This is a genomic window from Leptolyngbya sp. GGD, from assembly GCF_026735145.1.
In the GTDB taxonomy this organism is placed as follows: Bacteria; Cyanobacteriota; Cyanobacteriia; order Leptolyngbyales; family Leptolyngbyaceae; genus Leptolyngbya; species Leptolyngbya boryana.
In genome coordinates, this window is the sequence record NZ_JAPQKE010000001.1 from 1,074,726 (window position 1) to 1,099,587 (window position 24,862).

The window sequence follows — 24,862 nt, forward strand, 5'->3', positions numbered from 1 at the left end:
GCTCAAAGCTATGACCACTATCGATCCTGCAAAAACTTCTCTCAACTATCATCACGAAGCTGCGGCAGAGGCACATCACGAGCATCCTGATCTGCGGATTCCAGGACTGATTGTGTTTTTGCTGGCAGAAGGCATGATCTTTCTGGGGCTGTTTATGGCGTATTTGGCATTTCGAGCCGTTACGCCGGTTTGGCCTCCAGAAGGAACTCCAAAACTGGAACTGTTACTGCCTGGAATCAACACAGCGATTCTGATTGGCAGTAGCTTTGTGATTCATAATGCGGATTCTTCGATTAAGAAGAATGATGTGAAAGGCTTAAGACTCTGGTTTGCGATTACTGCAGCGATGGGTGCTGTGTTTTTGGCGGGTCAGCTTTATGAGTACTTTCATCTAGAGTTCGGATTGAAAACGAACATATTTGCAAGTACATTTTATGTTCTGACTGGTTTCCACGGGCTGCACGTTTGTTTTGGGCTGATTTTGATTCTGGCAGTACTTTGGCGATCGCTGAAACCCAACCACTACAATAGTGAAAAACATTTCGGAGTAGAAGCCGCAGAAATCTACTGGCACTTTGTTGATGTCATCTGGATTATTTTGTTTTTGCTACTCTATATTCTCTAGAGTTAGAACCCTAGTAAAAAGCGGATGTGGGTTTCTACATCCGCTTTTTGTTGGCTTACATCAGGGATTGCCCTGCTTGTGATAGAAGTTCGCCTAGCTGCTCGACCTTAACTGCGACATTCCCTGTTGCCTCAGATGCAGCTTCCGAAGTATCCTCGCCTAAATCACTCAGGATTTGAGCGATCGTAGACGTATCGCCCTCGGTTAACGCTTGTTTGAGATCCCCTAAGTCTTCTGCTAAGTCTGTGCCTTGAAGTTGCTGCTGCCAGCTTTCGATGACTGCGATCGCTTGCTCAACAGGGATCGCCGTTAAACCTTGCTGCAAGGCTGCGATCGTCGTATCAACATCGATTGTTCTCAGTGAATCAGCCATGGTTCTCTTCCTAAAATCAAATTGTTTTACAGGTTTTGCCCACACCTCCTCGATTCTTGCAATCCTCCTTTAGAATTCGTCACTCTTTTGGAAGAAAGCGAATTTGCGTACCCCCAAGGCGAGTCATCAAGTTCAGCCTTTAGAAAGATTTATTTAGGGTGTAAATCATTAAAAATTGTGAACATGCTTTTTTATCTTTCAGACCTATGAGACTTCCGCTCCCTGCTCGCCTGACTCTGAGCTATGTCGGACTTGCCGGAGTGCTAGCACTAAGTAGCTGCAACTTGATCCCACCTGGGGATGCTCAGCAGCAGCCAAATGTTCAACAAAATCGAGGCGGTGCAGTTGCAGTCGATGCTGCGATCGCCGAAGTTGGCACATTGAACTCTGAACAGACTTATACGGGAACGACTCGACCTGCGAGAGAAGTCTCTCTGCGCGCCCAAGCTGAAGGGCGAATTACAGATATTACAGTTGATGTTGGGGATGCCGTGCAGGCGGGACAAGTCATTGCCAGATTAGACGGCTCGATCGCGAACTCAGCCGTTGCCCAAGCAGAGGCAGAAGTTGCAGCCAGAGAGTCAGAGGTTGCGAGCTTACAAGTGGATGTTGAAGAGGCTCGAACTCAAGTGGAACGTGCGCGATTAGAGTTAGCACAAGCGCGATCGGATTATCAACGGCAAGCCCAACTCTTCCGACAAGGTGCAGTCTCAGAGCAGACGGCAGAAACAGCAAGAACTCGGGTTGGCACAGCCGAGCAAGCCTTGCGATCGGCAGAGAAACAGGTAGGGACTCGCCAGCAGGCAGTTGCGGCATCGGCGAGACGGATTACGGCTCAGCAAGCTGTGGTCGAGCAAGAGCGGGAGCGGCAATCTTACAGTGTATTAACTTCTCCGGTGACCGGATCTGTTTTGGCACGTCCGACTGAACCCGGAAATTTAGCGCAAGCCGGAGTCGAGGTCGTGAGATTGGGCGATTTTAGTCAAGTGAAAGTCGAAGTTCAGGTTTCGGAATTGGAACTCGCTCAGATTCGAGTGGGACAAGCAGCCCAGGTGCGATTAGATGCACTCCCAAATCAGACTTTGAATGGGAGAGTCACCCGCATTGCGCCTGTAACCCAGTCCCGCGCTCGATTGATTCCGGTTGAAGTCACGATTCCAAATACGACAGGGCAGATTAGCAGCGGATTGCTCGCGCGAGTGAATTTTCAGCAGCAGCAAGGTCAGAGAATTGTTGTGCCTGAAACCGCAACTCAGATTGGAACAAAACCGCAGCAGAATCGGCAAAATCAGTCTCAACCCAAGACTGCGACGATCTATGTTGTGACTCGATCGGGGGAACAAGCCAGTGTAAGCCCTAGAGAGGTGCAACTGGGCGAGCGTGCAGATGGGCAGGTTGAGGTTCTCTCTGGATTAAAGCCGGGTGAATCTTTTGTTGTTCGCAGTAGTGGCGAGTTGAAAGCAGGCGCACCAGTACGATTGAGCTTTTTATCACGAGAATAGAATTCATGTCCATGCAGCACCTTCCTCAACGTAGTAGTTTTAGTATTAGCGGTCTTTCAATTCGGCAACACATTGGCACATTGATGCTGACGTTGTGTGTTGTGGTCATTGGTGTGTTCTTTTTGAATTCGATTCAAGTTGATCTTTTACCCTCGATTACCTATCCCAGAATTGGTGTGCGAGTGAATGCTCCTGGCATTTCGCCTGATGTTGCAGTCGATGAAGTGACAAGACCTCTAGAGGAAGCGCTCTCAACAACAGAGGGTGTGGTTCAAATCTATTCTCAAACTCGTGAAGGGCAAGTGAGTTTGGATTTGTTTTTTCAGCCGGGAGGCAACATTGATCAGGCTTTAAATGATGCTACGGCTTCATTTAACCGGGCACGAGGGAACTTACCCGATACGATCGAAGAACCCAGGCTTTTCAAAGTCGATCCTTCTCAGCTTCCGGTTTATGAATTAGCACTGACTTCTGACTCAATTCAGTCTTCTCAGTTGCGGATTTTTGCGGATGAAGAACTAGCGCGAGAATTAGGAGTCGTACAGGGGGTTGCAGCCGTTGATGTCTCGGGGGGTGTCGAAGAAGAAGTACGCGTGATTGTTGATCTCAATCGGCTGCAAGCTTTAGGAATTGGATTAAATGATGTTTTAGATGAGTTAGAGCAGACGAATCGCGATATTTCAGGAGGACGGATTTTAGGTAATCGATCCGAGCCGTTGACTCGAACGATCGGTCGATTTGCCAATGCTCAAGAGATTCGCAATCTATCCTTTGAAGTCAATGATTCTCAGCCTGTTACAACTGACGCGCAAGCGCCAACACAAGCTCCAGGCACATCCCAACGGGTTTATCTGAGAGACTTTGCAGAGATAATTGATGGAACGCAGCAGCAACGAGTTTTTACAGTGTTGAATGGCAAAGATGCTGTGAAAGTGAGTATCCAGAAACAACCGGATGCCAATACGATTCAAGTGGTCGAAGGTGTGAAAAAGAGAATTGAAGAATTACGGCAGTCAAATGTCATTCCTCAAGATGCTCAACTTTTACCAACTTTAGATGAATCTATTTTTATTCAAAATTCAATTTCCAATGTGACCAGTTCAGGCTTGATCGGGGCAGCATTAGCAGCCGTTGCAGTATTACTATTTCTTGGCTCATTGCGGCAGACCTTGATCATCGTGTTGTCGATTCCGCTGGCAACTTTGGCTGCAATTATCTTAATGCGATTGTTTGGATTATCCTTAAACGTTTTCAGCTTGGGCGGTCTAGCGCTTGGGGTGGGAATTGTCGTGGATAACTCGATCGTCATGTTAGAAACAATCTCTGATAATTTAGGAGCTGGTTTTGGCACGAGTTCTCGCAGTCATTTAGGGAAAGAAGAAATTATTGAGCAATCGATCGCAGGTGGGCAATCTGTCGAATCAGCTTTAGTTGCTTCAACGAGTACAAACTTGGTTGCGGTGTTACCGTTTCTGCTGATTGGTGGATTCATTGCGCTATTGTTCAATGAATTGATCTTGACGATTAGTTTCTCGGTTGCCGCATCGATTTTAGTTGCGGTTACAGTTGTCCCAATGGCAACTTCGCGGTTGCTAGCAATTCGTTACTCCAGCGGAGTTGGGCGATTTTGGCTGCTTCGAGAATTCAACCGAAGATTTGAAGCGGCAACTGCGGGATATGGGCGATTGCTCGATCGAGTCCTACGCAATCGCTTTTTAGTCATTGGATTTGCCTTTCTGATCTTTGGTGGCAGTAGTTTATTTGCAGTCAGTCGCATTCCCCAAGAGATCCTGCCTCGCATCAACACGGGACAAGCAAATATTTTTGCTCAATTTCCTCCTGGTACTCCGCTCGAAACGAGCCGCAGAGTCATGAAAGCAGTCGATGAACTGCTGCTCAATCAACCTGAGACGGAATACGTGTTTACGACAGTGGGAGGTTTTCTATTTGGAAGTAATACCAGTGAAAATCCACTCCGAGCTTCCAGTAACATTACGCTGAAGCAGAACACGAACGTTGAAAAGTTTGCAGAAAAGATGAACCAGGAGTTTCGCAAACTCAATTTGGTAGATATCTTGCTGCGAATTAGTCCTGGGCAAGTGCGGGGCTTGATTTTGAATAATTCTCCAGTTCGAGGTGCCGAAGTAGATGTAATTCTGCAAGGTGAGAACACTGAATTACTAGAACAGACAGGGCGACAACTAGTTGGCAGGCTTTCTCAAGCAAAACTCGCCCGGTATCGCCCGGATACAGATGAGCGTCAACCTGAAATCCAAATTCGCCGCGATCGCGAACGTGCCGCCGCTCTCGGACTCAATACACAGGATATCGGAGAAACGATTCAAACTGCGATCGAAGGAACAACTCCAACGCAAATCCAAAGGGGGAATCGGCTTGTCGATGTTCGAGTCGAACTGAATGAAAACTTAATCGATCGACCTTCTAAAATTGGGCAGATTCCTCTGTTCACTGACAACAATGAATTAGTTCGACTCAGCGATGTAGCGCAGATCGAAAACGGACAAGCACCCGGGCAAATTCAACGCATCAATCAGCGACAGGTATATCAAATCGCGGGGACTTTGAATGATGGGGCAAGCTTAGGGGCAGCCCTAAAAGAAGTTGACGAAATTCTGCAACAATTTCAGATGCCTGAAGGAATCAGTCGCTTGCCAAGTTCGGCTGCTGAAAGTAATCAACAGATTCAATCTGCTTTGCCGTTATTAGGCGGGTTAGCTGCTTTTCTGGTCTTTGTAGTCATGGCAGTTCAGTACAATTCGCTGATCGATCCGCTGGTGATTATGTTCACGATTCCGCTAGCGCTAGCAGGTGGGATTTTAGGATTGTTTGTTACGCAAACTGCGATCGGAGCAACGGTGATTGTTGGTGCAGTACTGCTAGTTGGGATTGTCGTGAATAATGCGATCGTCATGGTGGAACTTGCCAATCAAATTCGAGAGCGAGAAGGCATCGATCGCAAATCAGCAATCCTGCGTGCTGCTCCTCAACGCTTAAGACCGATTCTGATGACGACAATTACAACCGTGCTAGGGATGTTTCCGTTAGCATTGGGACTTGGGCAAGGTGGAGAATTTCTACAGCCGTTAGGAATCGTCGTCTTTTCTGGGTTGTCATTGGCGACACTTTTAACCTTGTTTATCATTCCGTGCTTCTATGTTCTGTTACATGATCTCATCGGTGGGTTTCCCCCCAAACTCAGAAAATCACGGCACTCTTCCAAATCGCGCGATCGCGTTCAACCGCTCATTCCAAAAACCTCTGAAGAAACCTAATAAATAGAAATTAATTTGGTTTTAAATCGCGCTTAACCTTGTAAAGCCATAAAGTTGCTTATTGTAAGAATTGGTTCAGTGCATCGTATCGTCTGATCGATTGCAGCAGAACCGATGTTACTTGGTTATTTATGCGATCGTCCGGCTCCGGATTCTCTTTCAGTTTGTCTCAAGCGCGTATTTTAGTCGTCGATGATGATGAAGCCATTCTTGAAGCTCTCACTCCTACTCTCACACAAGAAGGCTATGGGGTAGTAACGGCGAATAATGGGCTACAAGCCCTGGAATTGATGCGCGCTCCAAAAACTGAGGAATCAGCGATCGACCTACTCGTTTTAGATTTGATGCTCCCTGGAATCAGTGGACTAGATATCTGTCGAATGTTACGGCAGGAAGGCAACACGATTCCGATCCTGATTCTGAGCGCGAGAGGAAGCGAGACTGATATTGTCGTTGGCTTAGAGGTAGGGGCAGATGATTATCTGACCAAGCCTTTTGGCATTCGCGAATTAATTGCACGCTGTCGGGCATTGCTAAGACGACGATCGCATCTTCAACCTGAAGAACAGCCCACCTTGCAGCATGGGGAAATCACACTCTATTTGCAGGAGTATCGCGTCACGATCGAGGGGCGAGAAATTAATCTCTCTCCTAAAGAGTTTTCGTTGCTCGAACTGTTTATGAACAATCCGCGTCGTGTTTATTCTCGCGAACAACTCTTAGAGCAGATCTGGGGAATGAGCTATCTGGGAGATTCTAAAACCGTCGATGTGCATATCCGATGGCTCCGAGAAAAAATAGAACTTGATCCAAGTTCACCTCGCTACATCATGACAGTGCGAGGATTTGGCTATCGATTTGGATGATTTTGCGCAGGAACTAGTGCGGAACGAGGAGAAAAGCCGTTTTCTCCTCGTTCTTTCACTCTCCATTTCGTCAAACTAATGGCGAAACCTGCAACTGAGTCGCTTCCCAAAGTTTGTAGACAAAGAACTCGATTCGATCGCCTAACGCAGTTACAAACATTCCAGAATGTGCGTCTGCTGTGTCTGCGATCCAGCTTCCTTGAACACTCACTTCCACAAACCCATCATCCACGGGCACGATCGACACCATTGCTGCCCGTTCCAAGCGCACCATTTTTTCTAACTCTGCAAATCCTGGTGCATGGACTGACAGCAAAAATGCCGCACGGCTCGGCTCAACATGCAGCGTTTGACCTAATCTCATCGCCAAAGTTACCCGTCCAGCTACTAAGGTTTCCAGAGAAATCGTCACCCGTTCCAAGTGCAATCCAAATTCGGTATAAGTGAGCTTTAACATGCGTTGCTCCATTTGAAATTGGCAAAAAATAAACCCCCGTCTCAGTCTCTTGAGCGGGGGTAATCAGAAAAGCTCTGATGTGCTAACTCATACTGGCGTTCGACTACAACGCCACCCGCTGTCGATTCGGTCTAGATTAAATTTCTCGTCGCTAATATAAATTTCAGCTCTGCGATCGCTCCGGAGAATCTCTGTCCCCAAGCCGCCGCTGATATTGCCTAAGATTTGTCCTAGCAAGGTCGCGACCGGATTCGCTCCTGACGGCTGTTGCATTGCCACACCCAATTTGCCCCACAGCTGTGGGCACAGTTTGGAGACATGGCAGTGGCGCAACGAAGTAGGACGAATCATATTCCTCAATGAAAAATTTCCTTTTTACATACTACAAGCGTAGTATGAAATTGTCCATACCTTTTCGGGGAATTTTGCGAAAAAAATCTGATTTCAACTGCCAAAGCGCACAAAAAATCGATGGCAAGAACTTGAGAAACAGCGATCCGGTTGTTCTCAAATTGAGTTATGATGTTGCTTCTGTACACTTAGTAAATGCGTCTAAATCGATCAAGTCGCAACTTGGTCGAAGGTGTAGGCTGCACATCATTCGATATGTGCGTTGCATCGAGAGGAGGCAAATTTTAGCGGAGACAACTGGGAAACGTTTAGCATGACCAATCAGAACACTTTAGCAATGGATGTTGGTTTTACCCACGAAGATTTTGCGGCTCTACTGGATAAGTATGACTATCACTTCAGTCCTGGAGATGTAGTTGCAGGAACCGTATTCAGTCTGGAGCCGAGAGGCGCTCTGATTGATATCGGTGCGAAAACGGCAGCTTATATTCCCATTCAGGAGATGTCAATTAACCGGATTGATGCTCCTGAAGAAGTCTTACAGTCTAACGAGACTCGCGAGTTTTTCATCTTGGCTGATGAAAATGAGGATGGGCAGTTGACCCTCTCGATCCGCCGCATAGAGTATATGCGGGCATGGGAACGGGTTCGCCAACTTCAAGCAGAAGACGCGACTGTGCGATCGCTGGTATTTGCCACGAATCGAGGCGGTGCGCTGGTTCGGATTGAGGGCTTGCGTGGATTTATTCCCGGATCTCACATCAGTACCCGCAAACCCAAAGAAGATTTAGTGGGTGAAGAATTGCCCCTGAAATTCTTAGAAGTGGACGAAGAGCGCAACCGTCTAGTTCTCAGCCATCGTCGTGCGTTAGTTGAACGCAAGATGAACCGCCTAGAAGTGGGCGAAGTCGTCATCGGAACGGTACGCGGCATCAAGCCGTATGGTGCATTCATCGATATCGGTGGAGTCAGCGGTCTGCTGCACATTTCCGAAATCTCTCACGATCACATTGATACGCCGCATAGCGTGTTTAACGTCAATGATGAAGTGAAAGTGATGATCATTGATCTGGACGCTGAGCGCGGTCGGATTTCGCTTTCGACCAAGCAGCTTGAGCCAGAACCCGGCGATATGGTGAAGAACCCGCAAGTCGTGTATGACAAGGCTGAAGAAATGGCAGCGAAGTATCGCGAGAACATGAAGCAGCAACAGCAAGGCGCTCCGGCTGCGCTGGAACTCCCAGTCGCTGAAGAAGTTCCGGTTGCACTGGAAGAAGTCGAGGAAATTCCTGACGCGACGGAAGATGTCGAATAATTTCAGTTGAATTGAAACCTGTAGAGAGGGAGAAATCCCTCTTTTTTATTGCACAGTTATGGCGACAATTTTCTGTAATGGTGTGCAGTTTGATGGAATCGATGCCATTCTCTTTGACAAAGATGGCACTCTGTCAAATTCTTACCAATTTCTACAGTATCTCGGTGAAAAACGCGCAGATTGTATTACAGCGATCGTTCCCAATCTCAAGCCTTCAATCCTGACTACCTTCGGATTCGAGCAACATAATCTCAATCCCTCGGGACTACTTGCCGTCGGAACTCGCGAAGAAAATGAAATCGGGATCGCGGCTCTGATTGCTCAAACGGGCTATGACTGGATCGCAGCAAAAGCGATCGCCCAATCGAGCTTTCAACTTGCCGATCAGCAGCTTCCACGAAAAGCACCGCTAACTCCCCCGTTTGAAGGCATTGTGGAATTACTAGAATCGCTCACATCACTCAAACTTGGAGTTCTTTCCAGCGATAGTACCGACAATATTCAAGAGTTTGTAGATCACTACAAACTCTCCAACTATTTCCAGACGATCATCGGAGCGCAAGTAGGAATCAGTAAACCGAATCCAGCACTCCTGACTCTTGCTTGTCGATCGCTGAAAGTTGAGCCTCACAAGACGTTAATGATTGGAGACACGCTTGCTGATGTCCGGTTGACCCGGCTTTCAATCGGTGTGACCTGGGGTGGAAGTGCAGTTGCTCAACTTGTAGAAGCTGGTGCGATCGCTCATCAACCTGCAGAGATTCGATTAACTCACACTTGAGTAGGAATGCGCTGAAGATAGATAAGCATGAGTGTATTTTGCAACTTTATCTAACAGCTCATCAAAGTCAACGGGCTTACGAATTAAATCGTTCGCACCGATCTCTATATACGGCATTTGTTCACACTCATCGTGTGCTGTCAAAAACACGATCGGCAATTCGGCAAAGCGTTCATTTTGACGAACCCGTTGCGTCACCTCATACCCATTTAGCTCTGGCATCATAATGTCTAGCAAAACTAAATCAGGATCGGTATCGTTAATCTTCTCAAGTGCACTCTTGCCGTTCAAAGCAGTTTCAACAGTATATCCTTCAGACTCCAAGACAGTCTGGAGCAGAAATACATTATCTGCAACATCGTCTACGACAAGAATACGGTGGTGACTGGTTAGCATGATCTTAAAAGGCGGCTTTTTAAAGAAAAGTGGTTGATATAGATGGGAACCCATCCTACATATATGGGTTTTCTAGAAGACATCGCTCTAGCTACAGACAGAGATCTATGATGAATTTTGAAACTTGAATAACTTCTGTATTCCGTCTAATTACGGTACGTGTTTATGACTCAGTGAACCAAATTAATTCTCATCGTCGATCGACTGAATAAGTTTGCAGCCGATAACAAAGGTTACTCAATTCATATGATGAATTTCCGTAATTTTGTCAAAGATCGTATGAAGACGAAGTGAAGAAATACGCATTCTTCATCGAAATTGTTCTTTTTTTCCTGAAACCTCCGCAGAAATGCGTACTAGCTGGATGTCCCTCCATCGGCTGATTTCTGTATGTTAGAACTCATCCCTACGCTACTTGCTCAACAATCAAAGCAAGTCGCGCCCCCGGCACAACCGATCGAGACCCCTGCTCAGACGCAAACAAAAGCTGCCTCTGCTGCTCCTGTAGAGGTGGCTCCTGCAGTAGCAACTCCAGAACCTATCGTTGTTCCTGCTGCGTTGGTAACTTCACCGAAACCGCTTGAGATTCCGCAACCTGCCCCATCAAATTCTGGTTCTGTTCAAGCGGATTCTGCTGCTCCTCAAGTTGCGACTTCCCCGATTCCACTCCCTCCAGTTCCCCTCAAACGACAACTTGCCCCCCAACCTGCAAATTCTCAGATCCAAACCCCATCTACAGCCGTTAAAAAACCAACAACTCCAAAACCAGTTGACAAACCTAGCGCGAAAGCCCCTTCAGGACTACCGCAGCTCTCACAGCAGAATTCAGCGCTGAATTCTACATCAGCTCAACCTGAAGCGAATTCTTCTGCGGCATCTGCGATCGACATTCCCGTTCCAAAAGTGTTTCCAAAATCTACCGCCTCAAATCTTCAGCGCCAGCTCTTAGAACAACGTCTTGCCGATATCGTGGCAAAAGATCGAGCTGCAAAACAAGCTCAACAAGTGCAAGCACAAACTCAACAAAGAGATAAGCTTGTTTCGCGTGCTTATGACTATGCAGCGCAGCGCCAGTATGCACAAGCAAGAAAGCTGCTACCAAATCCGACGATTTCGGCAGATGTGCGATCGCAGATTCTGAATAATATCAATGTGTTAGAAGCTGCAAACCGCGCAGTTAGTCTTCCGCCTGTAAGACCGTCAACAGTCGCCAAGCCAGTTCCGCCTGCTCGAACTGTAACTGCACAAAAACCACCCGCCATCTTTAGAGGAGTTCCATCGATTACTGGACCTTCACAACAAACGATTACGATTCGAGTTCCACAAGTTGTTAAGTCTTTGCCAGTTCAGCGGCGCGCGATCGCAGCGAACAATCTCCCTGCTAAGCCCATTGCCAAAGAGAGTTCTGACTCATCCTATATTGATCAAATTGGCAGCTCTGTCGATCGAACTAGCAGTTCTGTGGATCAAATGAACACTGCGAAAGATCTCCAAGCATTCAATCGCAATTTACCGAAGCCTACGTCGCGCGATCAGCTGGTTTATCCGCTGCCTGACCCGGTTTCTGTCACCTCTAGATTTGGATGGAGACGGCATCCGGTCACAGGCGTGCGTCGTTTCCATGCTGGAGTCGATCTCGGTGCAGGTCAAGGAACACCGATTATTGCCTCGCATTCAGGACGAGTCACAGCCGCCGATCGCATGGGGGGCTATGGGCTAGCTGTGGTGATGGAACAGCCAAACGGATCGCAAGACACGCTCTACGCCCATATGTCGCAAATCTTAGTTCGTCCAGGTCAACGGATTGAGGCTGGAACTGTGATTGGACGTGTTGGAAGTACTGGGCTTTCTACGGGACCTCATCTGCATTATGAAGCACGCCAGAAGACCAATTCTGGCTGGACTCCAGTTGATCCAGGTGGGCAACTAGAAGCAGCACGAGTTCGATTAGTGCAGGCGCGTCAACTCAACGCTCAAGCTCCTACTCAGAATTTGCAATCTGCACTTCCCAGTTCAAATCGAGGCGTGTAGAACTCACTGCGTCAGCACAAGGTACAGAGTAGCTCTAAAAAAGCTCTATCATCGGTCGGACTACTAGCTTCGACCCATAGATGTAAGGCAAACTGCGATCGCGCCTTTATCTTAGAAGTATAGAGAAACGAAATTTGGAGCTACTACAATGCAAACACGAAATAGCACTGATTTACCGCCTGTTGCTACCGAGTACAACGGCAAAGACCGGAATGCCTTTCTATTTGGCTGGAATCCTCAAGCTGAACTTTGGAATGGTCGCCTTGCCATGATTGGATTTTTAGCTTATCTGTTGTGGGATATTGCAGGTTTTAGTGTTGTCCGCGATATTTTGCACTTAGTAAGCTATTAATTTCTGAACTGCGCTTGTTGAATTGCAAATAAGAATACTGCCCTAAACTTTGATTGAAGTTTAGGGCAATTTTTTGTCATCATTCTGCGGAGTGATTATTTGCGCACATTTGTATCTATTAGCTTAGAAGCATCATTGAATGATTGAGCAATACGCAAAATAATTAACAGAACTTGTTACATTTAAGCGATAAATCAGAAACTCAGCCCTTACAATATGAATGAATTAACGAAGTAATAATCTTGAGACGCATATGGTAGATAGAAAATCTAATGCGGCAGTCAAAGTAAAAACAACGATGCTTGATCAAGCGGCATCCTTACTGGATGAACTGCCCGAAAAACCTGAAGCGACAGTTTCTCTCCGACAAGCGATCGAACTTTTACAAGACGATCTTCGGACTTCACTCGATAAAGGATATGGCTATGAAGAACTTGCTGAAGTCCTAGCAAAACAAGGAATAGAGATCAGTCCGTCTACATTGAAGCGTTACCTAGCTTTAAGCCAAAGAGATTCAGGTCGTCCGCGACGTAGACGGACTCGAAGAGCAAAAATAGAGAATGAGTAGCTGTTCGGGATAGAAAGATGGCGAGCAAATTGCCACCTTTCTTCTCTAAGCGATAAGTATTGCTGCTTTAATTATTAATTGCAATGCGAAGCGTAACTATTCTAGATGTTCCTTCAGTAGTTGGTTTACCGGGAGCAGAGGGTCTTACCTCTACATTAAATAGACTAATTGCTTTGTCCGGATTCACAAGATCTGGAGACGTGAGTAGCGCTAGAACAAGACCATCTGCTTCTTCCCGTGGAAGTTTTGCGAGAGCAGGACTGTCTGGCATATTCTTGGCATTCAGCACTGTACCATCTACATTGCGAATCTCGACTGCGACTGTAAAAACTAGCTCAGGGCTTAACGCTCTCCTCATTTCAGGCTCTAGTATTAGCGAGATTTGGGGAATCTGTGACTGTCTAAAGGTAACAACATTATTCTTACTGTCATCCTGTAATTCACTTCGATCAGGCTCAATATTTGATATCACACCAGAGATAGCACCTTCTACCCCAGTCGCATTTCTATTGTCTCCCGGATTAGGGGCAGGAAGAGGATTGTTAGATCTGACTGGATCAGACGGAGGCTTAGGATTGTTGTCAGGTAATGCTGGGTTGGAAGGCTGTGGATTTGAAGAGTTTGGAGGGTTTAGATCAGAAGCGTTTCTTGTGGTTGTAGGAGAGTTGTTAGGGGCAGTTGGATTTGTTTCAGGATTAGAGGAGCCAGATGTGGGATTTGAAGAATTTGACTTGGGGCGTGTTGTAGGATTGCGATTCGCTCGGGGTGAATTTAAGGACGAATTATTAGCAGCAGGACGCTGATCTAGCTGTGTTGATTGAACTGGATCAGGTTGGGGTAAATTTTCGGGTTGTGTTGGCGTTGGCGCAGTCTGACGAGTGAAATTCTGAATGGAAGATGACCCAGACTGCTCAGAATTTGCTGCGTCAGGAGCAGCTTTCGTAACAGTGCCATTTTCTGCGCCAGTTGTAGAAGGTGCGATCGCTCGTTTCAAAGGGGGTGCATTCGGATCGATTTCAATAAAATCGAGAGGTGCTTGAGAACCACCCCCCGCACGGCTTTCTGCGGATTGGCTCAGATACCAGCGTCCGACTAAAAGCAAAACAAGATGCAGCGCAAGCGAACCTGCTAAAACCGAAAGCCATAGCATCGGAGACTCTTGCGATCGCGATCGAGAATTGGAAAGAGAAAACGCCATGCTGAACACTTACCCACACAAAGAGCCACGGGGATCACTCCTAATATCCTAGCTTTTCGTCTGGAATCGGGAGGAATTAGTTCCGAACATGGCTCATTTTTCCGGCGATTTTAGTGATGTGTCGGAACTGCGTCAGGGTAAGGGCTGACCGAGAAGGTTAGAACTGTTTCATCTACTCCCTTCAGCTTGAGCGGACTTTCTTTGGTGATGTTATCTTCATCAACGTAATCTGCTACTGCTGCGGAAATGAGAATCGCACCCGGAGCCGCTGCTTCTTGCAGTCGAGCTGCAATATTGACACTTGGACCAATTGCCGTATAGTCCGATCGCTCTTCGCCGCCAAACATTCCCACCACAGCCGTTCCTTGGTGAATTCCACAGCGGAACTGAACGCGATCGATCCCTTGTGCCATCCACTGGTTATTCAGATTGTCCAAAATACTGTACATTTCTCGAGCCGTTGCGATCGCACGTCGAACCTGTTCATTAGGGGTGAGTTCTTCTGGCGCACCAAAAATCGCCAAAATTGCATCGCCCATAAATTTATCGACTGTCCCGCCGTTGTTAAACACGCAGCGAGTCATTGCGGTCAGATACTCATTCAGGAGTTCTGCAACTCGCCGCGATCGCAATGTGTTCGAGAGTTGCGTGAAACCGACAATATCGCTAAATAGAACCGTGATCATGCGAGGTTCAGGACGCAAATCGAGGGTTAATTCACCCTGAGCCGCCCGTTTGACTAAGGTTTGTGGCAAGAAACGACTCAAGACCGAATCTGTCAGATAAGAATTAATGCGCGAGACGCGCTGCTCGTTTTCTTTGAGTGCTAGTAAATTTCGCACTTCCGCTAACAATTCTCGATCGTTGAATGGCTTCGACAAATAGGCATCTGCACCGCGTTCGACTCCTTCAAGTCGCGTGTCTTCATCCGCTTTGGCAGTTAGCAAAACGATGGGAGTGCCTTTGAGGTCGTCTTGAGCACGGATCATCCGAATCATGTCTAGACCTGACACAATCGGCATCATTAAATCAGTCACAATCAACGATGGACGATGGGTCTTGACCTGTTCAAACCCTTCTGCACCATTCCGGGCAGTCAAAACGGTATAGCCTTGACCTCTGAGAATGCCAGAGACATACGAGCGTAGATCTGGATTATCATCCACAACGAGCACTCTCGCATGGTTTTCACCGACCTCAAGAATGGGTTCAGGTTCGTAATCTTCTTGAAGTTCGACTTCAATATCCGCTAGTTCGACCGCTGCTCGATTTGCCTGAAGTTCGTGCTGAGCATGGCTGACTTGCTCTGGAGGCAAATGCTCTGCACCGGAGTGTAAGTCGATCGTGAATGTCGTGCCTTGTCCATAGGTCGAATCCACGTTGATCTGACCGCTATGCAGTTCGACTAATTCTTTGACGAGAGCTAATCCTAGACCTGTCCCTTCAAAGCTGCGGTTTTCTGAACCTTCAGCCTGACGGAATCGCTCAAATAGATGGGGGATTTGGTCTTCTCGAATACCGATGCCGGTATCGCGCACTTTTAAGCGACAGCGATCGTCGATCATTTCTAGCGATACACTAATGCTCTGTCCTGCGGGCGTAAATTTCATCGCATTCGAGAGCAGGTTGTACAGCACTTTGTCAAACTTCTCTAAATCGAGATACACAGGAGCACAAGGCTCTAATTGAGTGATCAGGCTCAGCCCTTTCTTTTCGCAGTAAGGACGGAACGTGTCTACGATTTGGCTGACAAATTCTACTAAGTCACATGCCTGGAATTTCGGCTGCATCCGTCCTGCATCTAAGCGCTGGAGATCGAGCAGTTGATTGACTAATCGCAGGAGTCGGCGAGAGTTTCGCAATGCGATCGCCGATTGTTCGGCAGACAGTCCTTGACCTGTGGCGACTGCGCTTTCCAGTGGACCGACCATTAAAGTCAAAGGAGTGCGAAATTCGTGCGAAATGTTTTGGAAAAACTCGGTCTTTTGCTGGTCGAGTTGCAGGAGTTTTTCGGCTTGCTGACGTGTGGTTTGGTAGAGCCGAGATTGTTGAACTGCGATCGCGGCTTGTGATGCAACGGATTGAGCGAGCTGAATTTCAGAGGATTGCCAGTTGCGGGTGCGATGGTTTTGGCGGAGTGAAATACTGCCGATAATTTTGCCATCTGCAATTAAGGGCACAACGAGCAAGGCCCGGGCAGGAGTCCGAAATTCTGAAATATTGAATTGTGGATGCTGCTTCAAATCGCTGAGAACGATCGGCTGCTGCGTGACGATCAATTGCTTCAGAACGGGATTGCCTTCAATAGGAACCGAAGATTGCGGCAGGTGAGATTCTGGGGGAGTCTTGTGTTCCCAACTTGAATCATGGAGTCCCACACATTGCACAAATTCGTCGCCTTCTTTCCACAGTGAAAGCGCGCAACCATCGACTTGTAAGCCTTGCCCCAGTTGTTGAGTAATGGCGGCAAAGATTTCTTGGGGATCGAGGCTCGATCGAATAGCGGTTGTAATGGTATTGATCAAGGCTTCTCGCTTGGCTAAAGCGCGAACTTGCTCGTATGCATGGGCTTGCGAGAGTGCGAGTGCGGCTTGATCGGCAACCGCGTGAATTAGATCGACTTCTTCAGGTTGCCAAATGCGGCTTTTTCCAGATTCATGCAGCGCGAGCACGGCGATGAGTTTCTGTTGGCAGATCAGCGGAACCATGAGAGTTGAGTGAATGTCTGCGTCTGCGTAAGCTGCATGACGAGTGGGATCTTCCTCGATCCGATCGCAGACTTGAACATCTGGAATGACTTCGACTTCGTAAGTTTCCCAAATTGTGGGGACGAGATTGGGCTGTGGCAGTTCCGGATGATTCCAGTAGGTGAAGCTATTTTCCTGAATTTCGCCGTCTTGAAAGGGACAGACGATCGCACCACTTACACCAAAATTTTTGCCAATGGTCTCGACGATCGTTTGCAGAATTTCGTCATAACTCAATGCGCTCCGAATGGTGCTAGTGACTGCATTGAGTAGCGATTCACGCTGAAGGGTGCGCCGGAGTTCTTCGGTGCGGGTTCTTAATAGGGTATGCGTATCGATCGCGCTTTTAACAACGTCGCGCAGCTCCATATCGCTCCAGGGCTTCGTGACGTATTTGAAGACTTTGCCGGAGTTGATGGCTTCGACGAGATCTTCAACATCGGTATAGCCTGTGAGAATAATCCGGATAATGTCCGGATACTTAGTAGCAGTGAGGCTCAGGAACTCTGTCCCACTCATCATGGGCATTCGTTGATCTGAAATGATCACCGCGACATCGCCTTCTTTCTCAAGAATATCAAGTGCTGTGGGACCATTTTCTGCCCGCAAAACTTTAAATTCTCGATAAAATGTTCGGTAGAGAAGATCGAGATTATCCGGTTCATCATCGACGACGAGCAATTTCTGCTTTTGAATGTCACGAGATTTCATGTGCCAGCTGCCAACCTGCTATGGAGTGCGCCCAGTAAAAGACTTTACGATTGGGCTGGAACTACGTCAGTTCAGGGAACGTTCTAACGCAGTTCGCTTTAGTAAAGTTGCCCTCGATCAGGGAATTTCTAACGTCTTTGCTCATAATCCGTGTGATTTAAATCGCAAAAGATGGGGATCGTGATCAGGGCTTGTGGTGTTGGTGATCAGCAGAAATACAAAGGAATTGTGAAGAGTCCTATCCGCGAATAATAAAGTTGCCCCCTGCCTGTAGCGGATCTGAAAAAAATAATCAGACTTGCTACACTAGCGGTATGATGTGTCTGATCATCCATTGACAAAATTTATGCGTTGTCCTGCTTGTCATCATCTCGAAAACCGGGTGCTGGAGTCGCGCTCTGCGGAAAGTGGTCAGAGTGTACGACGACGGCGGGAATGTTTGAAGTGTAATCATCGGTTTACGACGTACGAGCGAGTTGAGTTTGCGCCGCTTGTGGTGGTGAAGGAGAACGGAAATCGCGAGTCGTTTGATCGAGAAAAGTTAGTGCGATCGCTGATGCGAGTTTGCGAACGGACTGCAATTTCAGAAGTGCAGATTGAAACATTAGTCAGTTCGATCGAGGGAATGTTGCAGCAGCGAACGAATCGTGAGATCTTTAGTCGTGAGATTAGTGAGTTGGTGCTGCAGCAGCTACGGGCAATGAGTGAGGCGGCTTGCATTCGCTATGCCTCGGTATACTGTGAATTTGAAAATGTGCATGAATTTTTGGCAACCCTAGAACGGGTCAATCGTTTGCCGGAACGGGAAGATCCTGAAATGGCTGCGACGCAAACACCGTCACTGAACTAAGTTTTTTGTCTCAGTGTTGACGTGGTTCTCGCGATTCGCTTAGTATGCTGTTGCTTTGAAATCTATTGCGACTGATGTCCAGTTCTGCCTGTTCCAGCACAATTGAGATGGCATTGGCAGGCAAGGTTGTTGCTCGATTCGTGCTTGAGCAAGGCGAGTTGCTGGTTGGTTCGGATTATGGTGTGATCTTGCTTCCATTGCAGATGGCGCTCAGATCGTTTGAGCCAATTCTGCCAACAATGGAAGTGTATGCAAGTTTTGGACAGAATGACGCTATCGTACAACAGGTTTTAGGGGCATTAGACGCGCATCAGTCGATCGAGATTTTTGGATGTTCCAACGCTGAATCATCGTTTTTATTACGATCGCTGGCACATCAGTTTGAGATGGAACATGTTGTTTTGTATGTTGAGCAAGCCGATGTGCTCGAAGATGTGTTGCAGTGGATATTTGAGCAGTTGTATCGAGTTCCTGCTGATGTCAAGGCTTCTAGAGCAGAGATTCGGGCGGGATTGCGTGACCGACAGGTTCTAGTTTTGCTGAATCATCCAACTTTAACGGGATCTGAGCTTGAACAACTCAATCAAATCTTGCCGGAAAGTCTGTTCGTGGTGGCTTCGAGTAAACGAAGATTTTTTCAGGCGGATTGTGCGATCGAGGTTTCCGGGCTGGATGGGGGATCATGCCAACCGCAGATTCGTGCTGATCGTGACCCTGAAGCGATTTTTGCAGAGAGCAGATTGCTGAGGGAAACCTTGCAAGCCTATGTGAAGCAGAAGCGATGGGCGGAAGTGCTGAGAATGGTGAAATCGACGGAGAAGGTGTTTGCGATTGCGAAGTGGTGGGGAGCCTGGGAGCAACTCTTGAACTTGGGATTACAGGCTGCTTGGGCGTTGGAAGATGAAGGGGCAGAAGCTTGGGCACTACACCAGCTAGGAACATTAGCGTTTTGCCAAGAACAAGTGACGCTCGGATATGATTTGCTGAAACAGGCGTTAGATTTACGGGCTGACTTGGGGGAGAAAACTGCGATCGCATTTAGTCAGCATAATTTATCGCAATTGAAGGCGCTGATTGTTCCAGTTGAGACTGAAAATCTGCCTCAATACAACCAGCGCTATTTGTTTTAGCAGTCTCTATTTGTCACCGGGCTTGCCGAGTTCGATCGCTTTCTTTACGAGATCATCGTCAACGTTTCCAGCGGTTCCAGACATCGGATTGACTTCTTTTGCGAGGTCTTTGAAATCGTTTGGATCACCTGTTGAGTCAAGCGTTGAAGTTGGGATTTCGACTTCTTCGGGGCGATGAACTTCAAACTGTGGTGCAGTTGCTTCTTCTGCAGCTTCTTTACCTGCTTCAGTGCCGTCAATGCTGCTGGTACTAAATTCTTGAGCCGCTTCGTAGTCAGCAGAAACATTAATTTTCGGCTCAGGACGATCGCCGCTAGCAACTTCTTCAGCTGCGAGTTGAGCGTCATGTGTTTGGTTTTCTGTATTGAGTTCGGACATAAAAATTCTCCTATCAGGATTGCAGTTGCAATGCTGATAACTTACGCAATTTTGGCTACCGCTTAAACGATCGAAAGGCAGATCTTGAAAGTCGGTCTTTAGAGGGGAGACTTGGAATCGTAAAGCCTGATACCTCTTGTTGTAGATCGGATTACTATAGGAGAGTATTGAATGCCTCAGTCAGCAAGTCAGAACGTTGATCCGTCTGAGTATTTAGGAGATGCAATTACCAGCGCCATTTCAGACTTTAACCAGCTTCAAGTGGATGATAAATTGGCGTTGCTTTATTACGTTTATGAAAAGATGGGTGACTCGATTACACCTGCGGCTCCGCAAGCGGCTGAGCCTGAATTAGCACCAATGCTGCTGGGAGATTTTTATAATTTGTCGCATCAGGATCAACTGCAAGTGATGCGCGATATTGCTAATCGTACAGATAGTGAATATTCGCGCGCTTATGGTGCTCTGAAGGAGAATAATCAGTTACTCGTTTGGTATGTGTGGGCGGTCGCGATGGGAGAATCTGTTGTGGGAATGCCTGCTGAGTATTCTGCGTCTGACAAGATTACAAACTTGTTGAGACGACTCGAATCGTTTGAGTTTGAGCAGCAGATCTCGCTATTGAGAGAGCTAGCAAGCGAGATGGGTTACACCGATGTGAAGCCGGTACAATCACAAGCGGAAACGGGGAAAACAGCAAGTTTGTAGTTGTTAAGCTTGAAGCGATCTCACTACGTGAGATCGCTTCAAAACAGTTTAGAGTGCTTCTCTCTGCTCATTTGGCTTAACGGATTTCGTCGCAATCATGTTGACACTGATGAGAGTGCCAAGTAAACGTATCGTACTACAGTCATTGAACAAGCCAAACTCTTCAACACAAGTACAATCGACAAACCCGACTTCTTGTAGAAATGCTGCTAATGTGTCTGGATCAAATCCGGCTCGATGAATATCATACGGATTGGTCTGCCCACCATACATGATTCTCATCAGATGATGGCGATCGTAGATAGAAAGATTTGGATTGAGATATAACCAGCAAAGAATCTGTAGGTTCGGAACACTGACCATCAGTTGTCCACCGGGTTTGAGCACACGATGCCATTCTGTCAATGTTCTAATCAATTCATTGTTCAAGCTATGGTGAAAATGCTCTAGGATGTGGCTTGCGTAAATTGCTTCGATCGAGTTGTCTGCAAACTGGCTCAGATCGCCTGCGTCTCCAATAAAATCAACTTCTGGGCGAGCTTCGATATCAAAAATTTTCCAGTCTGAATGAACCTCTTTTCCGCCAAGATGTAATTTAATCGAATCCATACGATGGGTCTCCTACACATTATTTCAATTGTCTCTCTGCTTCTGTTTAAACTTGTGGTGCAAATTAGAGGAAGCAAGCTTTAATAAAAACGAAGAATGTCGCGGTAAATCAGTTTCAGTTTGAGAAATCGCTAAACGCTAATTCTTTATATCGCTAAGTCAGCCAGTAGAATCACTTTTTTGAAAAGGCTGATACAAATACGGAAGGAGTCCAACATGCCATTTTTTCTACCGAAACTGAAAGAAAGCGGTCACTTAGCGCGCCTTGATATGACGATCTGCAATGTTGGTTCGCGTAAAATTTCCATGGCAGATGATTATGGTGAGGCTTGGCAGATTTTTGCCCCAGGATTAACGATCTACGGATTTGATGCAGATCCAGATGCTTGTGATGCTGCGAATCAGCAATTTGAAGCGAAAAATGCGGATTGGAACGAGTTCCATCTCCCAGTTGCGATCGCTGAAAAATCTGAAGCGGCAACTTTGTATATTACTCAGCATCCAATGTGTAGTTCGCTTTATCCACCAAACGAGGCTTTTCTAAAAAAATTCGCAAGTTTATCGGTGATGGCATTGAATCGCACGGCTCAAGTAGAAACTGTGAGCCTGGACGAGTTCTGTGCTTCAGAAGAAATCGGTGGCATTGATTTTTTACAAATTGATGTTCAAGGAGCAGATCTTCAGGTTCTTAAAGGAGCGAAGCATCTTTTAAGCAGTAGTGTTTTAGCGATTCAGGTTGAGATTGAGTATGCGCCTTTGTACATTGGACAACCTCTGTTCGCGGATGTTGATCTCTACCTTAGAGAACAAGGATTTTCGCTATTTGATGTCACGGTTGCTCGTCGTCCTCGATCGATGATTCAATCGGTAAATCGCCCTGGACAGCCGCTTTGGGGAGATGCAATCTATTTACGTGATCTTCAGCACAATGCAGATGATAGCTTTCAATTTCCTGAACAAGCTTTTAAGCTAGCTTGCATTGCAGATGCGCTTGAGTTAGTAGATTATTCATTGGAACTTTTAAAAACTCTAACCTTGCAGCATGGCAGTGGCTACAACTTTGCAACTGATATTCTTGAAAGCTTGGAGCAAATTTCAGGATTAGAGCAGACGGAAGAGGCAAGAACTCTGATTGCCGAACTGAGGCCTTTTGTAAAAGTTCAGAGTTTATAGATAGTTTTGTGTCAAGGCGCAAAATTAGTAATTTAAACGGAAGCCTTCGTTTAGCTGAAGGCAACGCTCAAATCGTTATGCTATCAATTTGAGCGTTGCCTTCTAATCTTGAAAGGTTTCGTCACGTAAACAAGCGGTATCTTGTTTTTTCGGGTGGGAAAACAAAGAACGGGATGCTCCGTTGCCAGTGGTTCATCCAGAAAGACTAGCTTTCTAGATAAGTTCTCCACATCGCTTGATAAGCGCCTTCCATTTCGCGGGCAAACTGCTTACCATTCCACAAAGGAGCAGTTCGTTTCGCTTGATGTAGCTTAGAGATGACACTTTGTCTCAAAGCGGCATCTGTGCCTAAGCGAATTCCCCATTCAATATACTCGCGATCGCTAAAAGCGATGCCTTCAGTGACTCCAACATTCATCATCATGCCGTAGCTATTGCGAGCGGCAAATTGCTCACCCACGCGAGTTACGATTGGAATGCCCATCCAAAGCGTTTCTAGAGTTGTCGTTGCGCCGTTGTAGGGAAACGTATCAAGAACAATATCCGCGATTTGCAAATTCGCCCGATGCGATTGGCAAGACGGATCACCTTCTAAGAACCGAAGCTGGTCTCGCGATACACCCTCTTCTTCAGCAAGTTTATAGAAAAAGTCTTGAACTGAAGCCGTATCAGCGATTCCTTTGATTAAGAAATAGCTATTGGGAACTTGCTTGATGATCTGTAACTGAGTTCTAGCATGATCTTGATGCCGTTTATAGCCGCGTTGAGCACTGAGATAGACAATTGCATCTTCAGGAATATCTAAATCTTCGCGGCGCAAAGTCGGGGGATCGACTTCAAAGCCATCGACTGCAATATAGGTTTGAGGTAAGCGCCAGATTTTCTCACTGTAGTAGCTCTGTGCATCATTCGGCAGGACATAGGGGTCAGCAATGAAATAATCGATCGCTGGAAGCCCAGACGCATCCCAACCGAGCCAAGTGACTTGAATAGGAGCAGGCTTGAGACATAAGACTTGGCAGCTAATATCTAAAGTGATGCTATCGAGATCAATGAGAATGTCAATCTCATCACGGTAAATCTGATCAGCAATTTCTAGATGAGTATCAGCACCGCCTGCATTGAATTTATACGCGTGGTCAACGGCATCAACATACCAGGTTTGTAATGGATCATATACTTCTCGATAGCCGAGAAAATAGCCATAGATTTCAAACTGGTTATGATCATGATGTTGAAATAGCCAGCGGGCTAGCCATCCGACTGAGTGGGTTGCCATGCAGTGAGAGAGATAACCAATTTTGAGAGGCTTGTTTGTTCGATCTCGTTTTTGATGGATGTATTGCTTTCCGTTTTCCGTTGCGTGACGTTGAAGTTCTGTCTGGGCAAATTCTAGAACTTGATTTTCGAGAGTTCGCCACTGTTTCGGTTGATCCTGAAGGTAGACAAGATAGTATCCTGAATTCAGCAATCGTGTTAGATAAGTTGATCCGAGGTTTTCTGGCTGCTGTTTGACAATGGCTGCAAGTAATTCTCTGTGATGCTGAGCGGTTTCTACAGCTTCTTGCCATCGCCCTCCTGTTTCAAGAAATCCCCGCAGAAGCAAGTTGTTGGAGTAGATCTGTTCAGGGAGAGTGTGGGAAAGCTCGTATCGCCGCCGTGCAATCTCAATTCCTTTGTCATAATTGCCCGCGATTTGATGTAGAGAGGCAACTAATCCTAGAATTTCAGTGTGATCGGGATTAATTTTTAACGCGCATTCGGCAAGTTCGATCGCGAATTTACTATTACGATGACTAAAGCCAAATCGGAGTATTCCCGATAAGATAGCATCGACTAGACCAATCGTATCTTGCAAAAGAACGGTCGCAACCTCAGCAAATTTGATCAGTGATGGAGAAGCAGGGGCAGTCTGTAGCAACTTCTGAAAGACATTGAGAAGATATTGAAGTGGAATTTCTTCTGTCGGATCTGTCAGTTGCTGAATCAGTCCAATTTCCTCAAAGGTTGAATCGGTGAGAAGTTCGAGATCGATCGAGAGTGAAACAAGGCTTAGTAGGTTAGTGATATTGATTGGGCAGATTTCTCGTAAGTGCTGTCGAATTGCCCAAGCTGTAGTCTGTTCTTGCTTCTCTACACGTCGCTCCGCTTCAAGGTGTAAAATCTCACTTAATTCTGCAATCGCTGCATCGATTTGGTTTGCATCGATCTCTGATAGTGCGAATAACCAAGTCGTTTGTGCTTCTTGCTCTTGCTCTTGTAGCAGCAGCAGCAATCCTAATTGCCAGTAGTATGAATATTGAGCAGGCTCTATTTCTATCGCTTTCTCATACAGCTCTGCGGCTTGAGCAAATCTGCCTTGCTCAATGTAAAACTTGGCTTGCTGCTGCCAATCTTGCGACAAACTAGCGGGGGGCATAAAGATTGTCATAAGTTGTCTCTCAGTCT

General features: G+C 46.7%; 22 protein-coding genes. 13 read left to right on the forward strand and 9 right to left on the reverse strand.

The window, feature by feature from the left end; genetic code table 11:
* Positions 1 to 10: 10 nt before the first annotated feature.
* The gene (locus OU814_RS05045; protein WP_017290202.1) at positions 11 to 625 is read left to right on the forward strand and encodes a cytochrome c oxidase subunit 3; all 615 of its coding nucleotides are present in this window, start codon (positions 11 to 13) and stop codon (positions 623 to 625) included.
* Between the two features lie 55 nt (positions 626 to 680).
* Here OU814_RS05045 and OU814_RS05050 read toward each other — a convergent pair whose 3' ends face one another.
* Positions 681 to 998 (reverse strand): hypothetical protein, encoded by a 318-nt coding sequence (locus OU814_RS05050; RefSeq protein ID WP_017290201.1) that lies wholly within the window; start codon positions 996 to 998, stop codon positions 681 to 683.
* 206 nt (positions 999 to 1,204) lie between these two features.
* Here OU814_RS05050 and OU814_RS05055 point away from each other — a divergent pair, with 206 nt between their 5' ends.
* From OU814_RS05055 to OU814_RS05065, 3 genes are all read left to right on the forward strand, one after another.
* Complete coding sequence (locus tag OU814_RS05055; RefSeq protein ID WP_268181044.1) at positions 1,205 to 2,500, forward strand: efflux RND transporter periplasmic adaptor subunit; 1,296 nt, start codon at positions 1,205 to 1,207, stop codon at positions 2,498 to 2,500.
* 5 nt (positions 2,501 to 2,505) lie between these two features.
* Positions 2,506 to 5,793 (forward strand): efflux RND transporter permease subunit, encoded by a 3,288-nt coding sequence (locus OU814_RS05060; RefSeq protein ID WP_326498281.1) that lies wholly within the window; start codon positions 2,506 to 2,508, stop codon positions 5,791 to 5,793.
* 164 nt (positions 5,794 to 5,957) lie between these two features.
* A complete protein-coding gene (locus tag OU814_RS05065) occupies positions 5,958 to 6,659 on the forward strand; it encodes a response regulator transcription factor (RefSeq protein ID WP_316428379.1) in 702 nt (233 codons plus the stop codon).
* A 70-nt stretch (positions 6,660 to 6,729) separates the two neighbouring features.
* Here the strand turns inward: OU814_RS05065 and OU814_RS05070 are convergent, their stop codons facing one another.
* Positions 6,730 to 7,116, reverse strand: a complete 387-nt coding sequence (locus OU814_RS05070) for an alr0857 family protein (protein ID WP_017290197.1) — start codon at positions 7,114 to 7,116, stop codon at positions 6,730 to 6,732.
* 87 nt (positions 7,117 to 7,203) lie between these two features.
* The gene (locus OU814_RS05075; RefSeq protein WP_268181047.1) at positions 7,204 to 7,467 is read right to left on the reverse strand and encodes a hypothetical protein; all 264 of its coding nucleotides are present in this window, start codon (positions 7,465 to 7,467) and stop codon (positions 7,204 to 7,206) included.
* A gap of 313 nt (positions 7,468 to 7,780) precedes the next feature.
* On the opposite strand from OU814_RS05075, the gene OU814_RS05080 reads away from it, so the two are divergent.
* Both OU814_RS05080 and OU814_RS05085 read left to right on the forward strand, forming a co-directional pair.
* Entirely contained in the window at positions 7,781 to 8,782 is a 1,002-nt protein-coding gene (locus OU814_RS05080) for a 30S ribosomal protein S1 (RefSeq protein ID WP_017290078.1), read from the forward strand.
* A 58-nt stretch (positions 8,783 to 8,840) separates the two neighbouring features.
* The gene (locus OU814_RS05085) at positions 8,841 to 9,563 is read left to right on the forward strand and encodes an HAD family hydrolase (RefSeq protein ID WP_268181051.1); all 723 of its coding nucleotides are present in this window, start codon (positions 8,841 to 8,843) and stop codon (positions 9,561 to 9,563) included.
* On the opposite strand, the gene OU814_RS05090 is transcribed toward OU814_RS05085, so the two are convergent.
* Complete coding sequence (locus tag OU814_RS05090; protein WP_268181053.1) at positions 9,549 to 9,959, reverse strand: response regulator; 411 nt, start codon at positions 9,957 to 9,959, stop codon at positions 9,549 to 9,551. The two genes, OU814_RS05085 and OU814_RS05090, sit on opposite strands and share 15 nt — an antisense overlap.
* A 390-nt stretch (positions 9,960 to 10,349) precedes the next feature.
* On the opposite strand from OU814_RS05090, the gene OU814_RS05095 reads away from it, so the two are divergent.
* The 3 genes from OU814_RS05095 to OU814_RS05105 all read left to right on the forward strand — a co-directional run bounded on the left by OU814_RS05095 (position 10,350) and on the right by OU814_RS05105 (position 12,910).
* The gene (locus OU814_RS05095) at positions 10,350 to 11,990 is read left to right on the forward strand and encodes a peptidoglycan DD-metalloendopeptidase family protein (RefSeq protein WP_268181055.1); all 1,641 of its coding nucleotides are present in this window, start codon (positions 10,350 to 10,352) and stop codon (positions 11,988 to 11,990) included.
* 148 nt (positions 11,991 to 12,138) lie between these two features.
* Positions 12,139 to 12,342 carry a chlorophyll a/b-binding protein gene (locus OU814_RS05100; RefSeq protein ID WP_017290074.1) on the forward strand — a complete coding sequence of 68 codons (204 nt, stop codon included), beginning with the start codon at positions 12,139 to 12,141 and terminating at the stop codon, positions 12,340 to 12,342.
* Positions 12,343 to 12,595: 253 nt separating this feature from the next.
* The gene (locus tag OU814_RS05105) at positions 12,596 to 12,910 is read left to right on the forward strand and encodes a hypothetical protein (RefSeq protein ID WP_268181058.1); all 315 of its coding nucleotides are present in this window, start codon (positions 12,596 to 12,598) and stop codon (positions 12,908 to 12,910) included.
* Positions 12,911 to 12,977: 67 nt separating this feature from the next.
* Here OU814_RS05105 and OU814_RS05110 read toward each other — a convergent pair whose 3' ends face one another.
* Entirely contained in the window at positions 12,978 to 14,108 is a 1,131-nt protein-coding gene (locus OU814_RS05110; RefSeq protein ID WP_268181060.1) for a hypothetical protein, read from the reverse strand.
* Positions 14,109 to 14,218: 110 nt separating this feature from the next.
* The gene (locus OU814_RS05115; RefSeq protein ID WP_017290071.1) at positions 14,219 to 17,566 is read right to left on the reverse strand and encodes a response regulator; all 3,348 of its coding nucleotides are present in this window, start codon (positions 17,564 to 17,566) and stop codon (positions 14,219 to 14,221) included.
* A gap of 346 nt (positions 17,567 to 17,912) precedes the next feature.
* Here OU814_RS05115 and nrdR point away from each other — a divergent pair, with 346 nt between their 5' ends.
* Positions 17,913 to 18,416 carry a transcriptional regulator NrdR gene (gene nrdR, locus OU814_RS05120; RefSeq protein WP_017290070.1) on the forward strand — a complete coding sequence of 168 codons (504 nt, stop codon included), beginning with the start codon at positions 17,913 to 17,915 and terminating at the stop codon, positions 18,414 to 18,416.
* 74 nt (positions 18,417 to 18,490) lie between these two features.
* Complete coding sequence (locus OU814_RS05125) at positions 18,491 to 19,546, forward strand: hypothetical protein (protein WP_268181063.1); 1,056 nt, start codon at positions 18,491 to 18,493, stop codon at positions 19,544 to 19,546.
* 6 nt (positions 19,547 to 19,552) lie between these two features.
* Here OU814_RS05125 and OU814_RS05130 read toward each other — a convergent pair whose 3' ends face one another.
* Entirely contained in the window at positions 19,553 to 19,924 is a 372-nt protein-coding gene (locus OU814_RS05130) for a hypothetical protein (RefSeq protein WP_017290068.1), read from the reverse strand.
* A 171-nt stretch (positions 19,925 to 20,095) separates the two neighbouring features.
* Between OU814_RS05130 and OU814_RS05135 the strand changes: the two genes are divergently transcribed.
* Positions 20,096 to 20,632, forward strand: coding sequence for an orange carotenoid protein N-terminal domain-containing protein (locus OU814_RS05135; RefSeq protein ID WP_017290067.1), 537 nt, complete (start codon positions 20,096 to 20,098; stop codon positions 20,630 to 20,632).
* Positions 20,633 to 20,680: 48 nt separating this feature from the next.
* On the opposite strand, the gene OU814_RS05140 is transcribed toward OU814_RS05135, so the two are convergent.
* Complete coding sequence (locus OU814_RS05140) at positions 20,681 to 21,241, reverse strand: class I SAM-dependent methyltransferase (protein WP_190653066.1); 561 nt, start codon at positions 21,239 to 21,241, stop codon at positions 20,681 to 20,683.
* Between the two features lie 216 nt (positions 21,242 to 21,457).
* Here OU814_RS05140 and OU814_RS05145 point away from each other — a divergent pair, with 216 nt between their 5' ends.
* The gene (locus OU814_RS05145) at positions 21,458 to 22,414 is read left to right on the forward strand and encodes an FkbM family methyltransferase (RefSeq protein ID WP_268181066.1); all 957 of its coding nucleotides are present in this window, start codon (positions 21,458 to 21,460) and stop codon (positions 22,412 to 22,414) included.
* A gap of 205 nt (positions 22,415 to 22,619) precedes the next feature.
* On the opposite strand, the gene OU814_RS05150 is transcribed toward OU814_RS05145, so the two are convergent.
* Positions 22,620 to 24,845 carry an O-linked N-acetylglucosamine transferase, SPINDLY family protein gene (locus OU814_RS05150; RefSeq protein WP_268181068.1) on the reverse strand — a complete coding sequence of 742 codons (2,226 nt, stop codon included), beginning with the start codon at positions 24,843 to 24,845 and terminating at the stop codon, positions 22,620 to 22,622.
* Positions 24,846 to 24,862 lie beyond the last annotated feature (17 nt).

What these genes read in the sequence shown, in the direction of transcription:
- OU814_RS05135 (WP_017290067.1), top strand. Translation starts at nt 20,096, where the DNA reads ATGCCTCAGTCAGCAAGTCAGAACGTTGATCCGTCTGAGTATTTAGGA.
- OU814_RS05110 (WP_268181060.1), bottom strand. Translation starts at nt 14,108, where the DNA reads ATGGCGTTTTCTCTTTCCAATTCTCGATCGCGATCGCAAGAGTCTCCG.
- OU814_RS05125 (WP_268181063.1), top strand. Translation starts at nt 18,491, where the DNA reads ATGTCCAGTTCTGCCTGTTCCAGCACAATTGAGATGGCATTGGCAGGC.
- OU814_RS05080 (WP_017290078.1), top strand. Translation starts at nt 7,781, where the DNA reads ATGACCAATCAGAACACTTTAGCAATGGATGTTGGTTTTACCCACGAA.
- OU814_RS05045 (WP_017290202.1), top strand. Translation starts at nt 11, where the DNA reads ATGACCACTATCGATCCTGCAAAAACTTCTCTCAACTATCATCACGAA.
- OU814_RS05075 (WP_268181047.1), bottom strand. Translation starts at nt 7,467, where the DNA reads ATGATTCGTCCTACTTCGTTGCGCCACTGCCATGTCTCCAAACTGTGC.
- OU814_RS05090 (WP_268181053.1), bottom strand. Translation starts at nt 9,959, where the DNA reads ATGCTAACCAGTCACCACCGTATTCTTGTCGTAGACGATGTTGCAGAT.
- OU814_RS05150 (WP_268181068.1), bottom strand. Translation starts at nt 24,845, where the DNA reads ATGACAATCTTTATGCCCCCCGCTAGTTTGTCGCAAGATTGGCAGCAG.
- OU814_RS05130 (WP_017290068.1), bottom strand. Translation starts at nt 19,924, where the DNA reads ATGTCCGAACTCAATACAGAAAACCAAACACATGACGCTCAACTCGCA.
- OU814_RS05145 (WP_268181066.1), top strand. Translation starts at nt 21,458, where the DNA reads ATGCCATTTTTTCTACCGAAACTGAAAGAAAGCGGTCACTTAGCGCGC.
- OU814_RS05085 (WP_268181051.1), top strand. Translation starts at nt 8,841, where the DNA reads ATGGCGACAATTTTCTGTAATGGTGTGCAGTTTGATGGAATCGATGCC.
- OU814_RS05055 (WP_268181044.1), top strand. Translation starts at nt 1,205, where the DNA reads ATGAGACTTCCGCTCCCTGCTCGCCTGACTCTGAGCTATGTCGGACTT.
- OU814_RS05070 (WP_017290197.1), bottom strand. Translation starts at nt 7,116, where the DNA reads ATGTTAAAGCTCACTTATACCGAATTTGGATTGCACTTGGAACGGGTG.
- OU814_RS05060 (WP_326498281.1), top strand. Translation starts at nt 2,506, where the DNA reads ATGTCCATGCAGCACCTTCCTCAACGTAGTAGTTTTAGTATTAGCGGT.
- OU814_RS05100 (WP_017290074.1), top strand. Translation starts at nt 12,139, where the DNA reads ATGCAAACACGAAATAGCACTGATTTACCGCCTGTTGCTACCGAGTAC.
- OU814_RS05050 (WP_017290201.1), bottom strand. Translation starts at nt 998, where the DNA reads ATGGCTGATTCACTGAGAACAATCGATGTTGATACGACGATCGCAGCC.
- OU814_RS05105 (WP_268181058.1), top strand. Translation starts at nt 12,596, where the DNA reads ATGGTAGATAGAAAATCTAATGCGGCAGTCAAAGTAAAAACAACGATG.
- OU814_RS05140 (WP_190653066.1), bottom strand. Translation starts at nt 21,241, where the DNA reads ATGGATTCGATTAAATTACATCTTGGCGGAAAAGAGGTTCATTCAGAC.
- OU814_RS05115 (WP_017290071.1), bottom strand. Translation starts at nt 17,566, where the DNA reads ATGAAATCTCGTGACATTCAAAAGCAGAAATTGCTCGTCGTCGATGAT.
- nrdR (WP_017290070.1), top strand. Translation starts at nt 17,913, where the DNA reads ATGCGTTGTCCTGCTTGTCATCATCTCGAAAACCGGGTGCTGGAGTCG.
- OU814_RS05095 (WP_268181055.1), top strand. Translation starts at nt 10,350, where the DNA reads ATGTTAGAACTCATCCCTACGCTACTTGCTCAACAATCAAAGCAAGTC.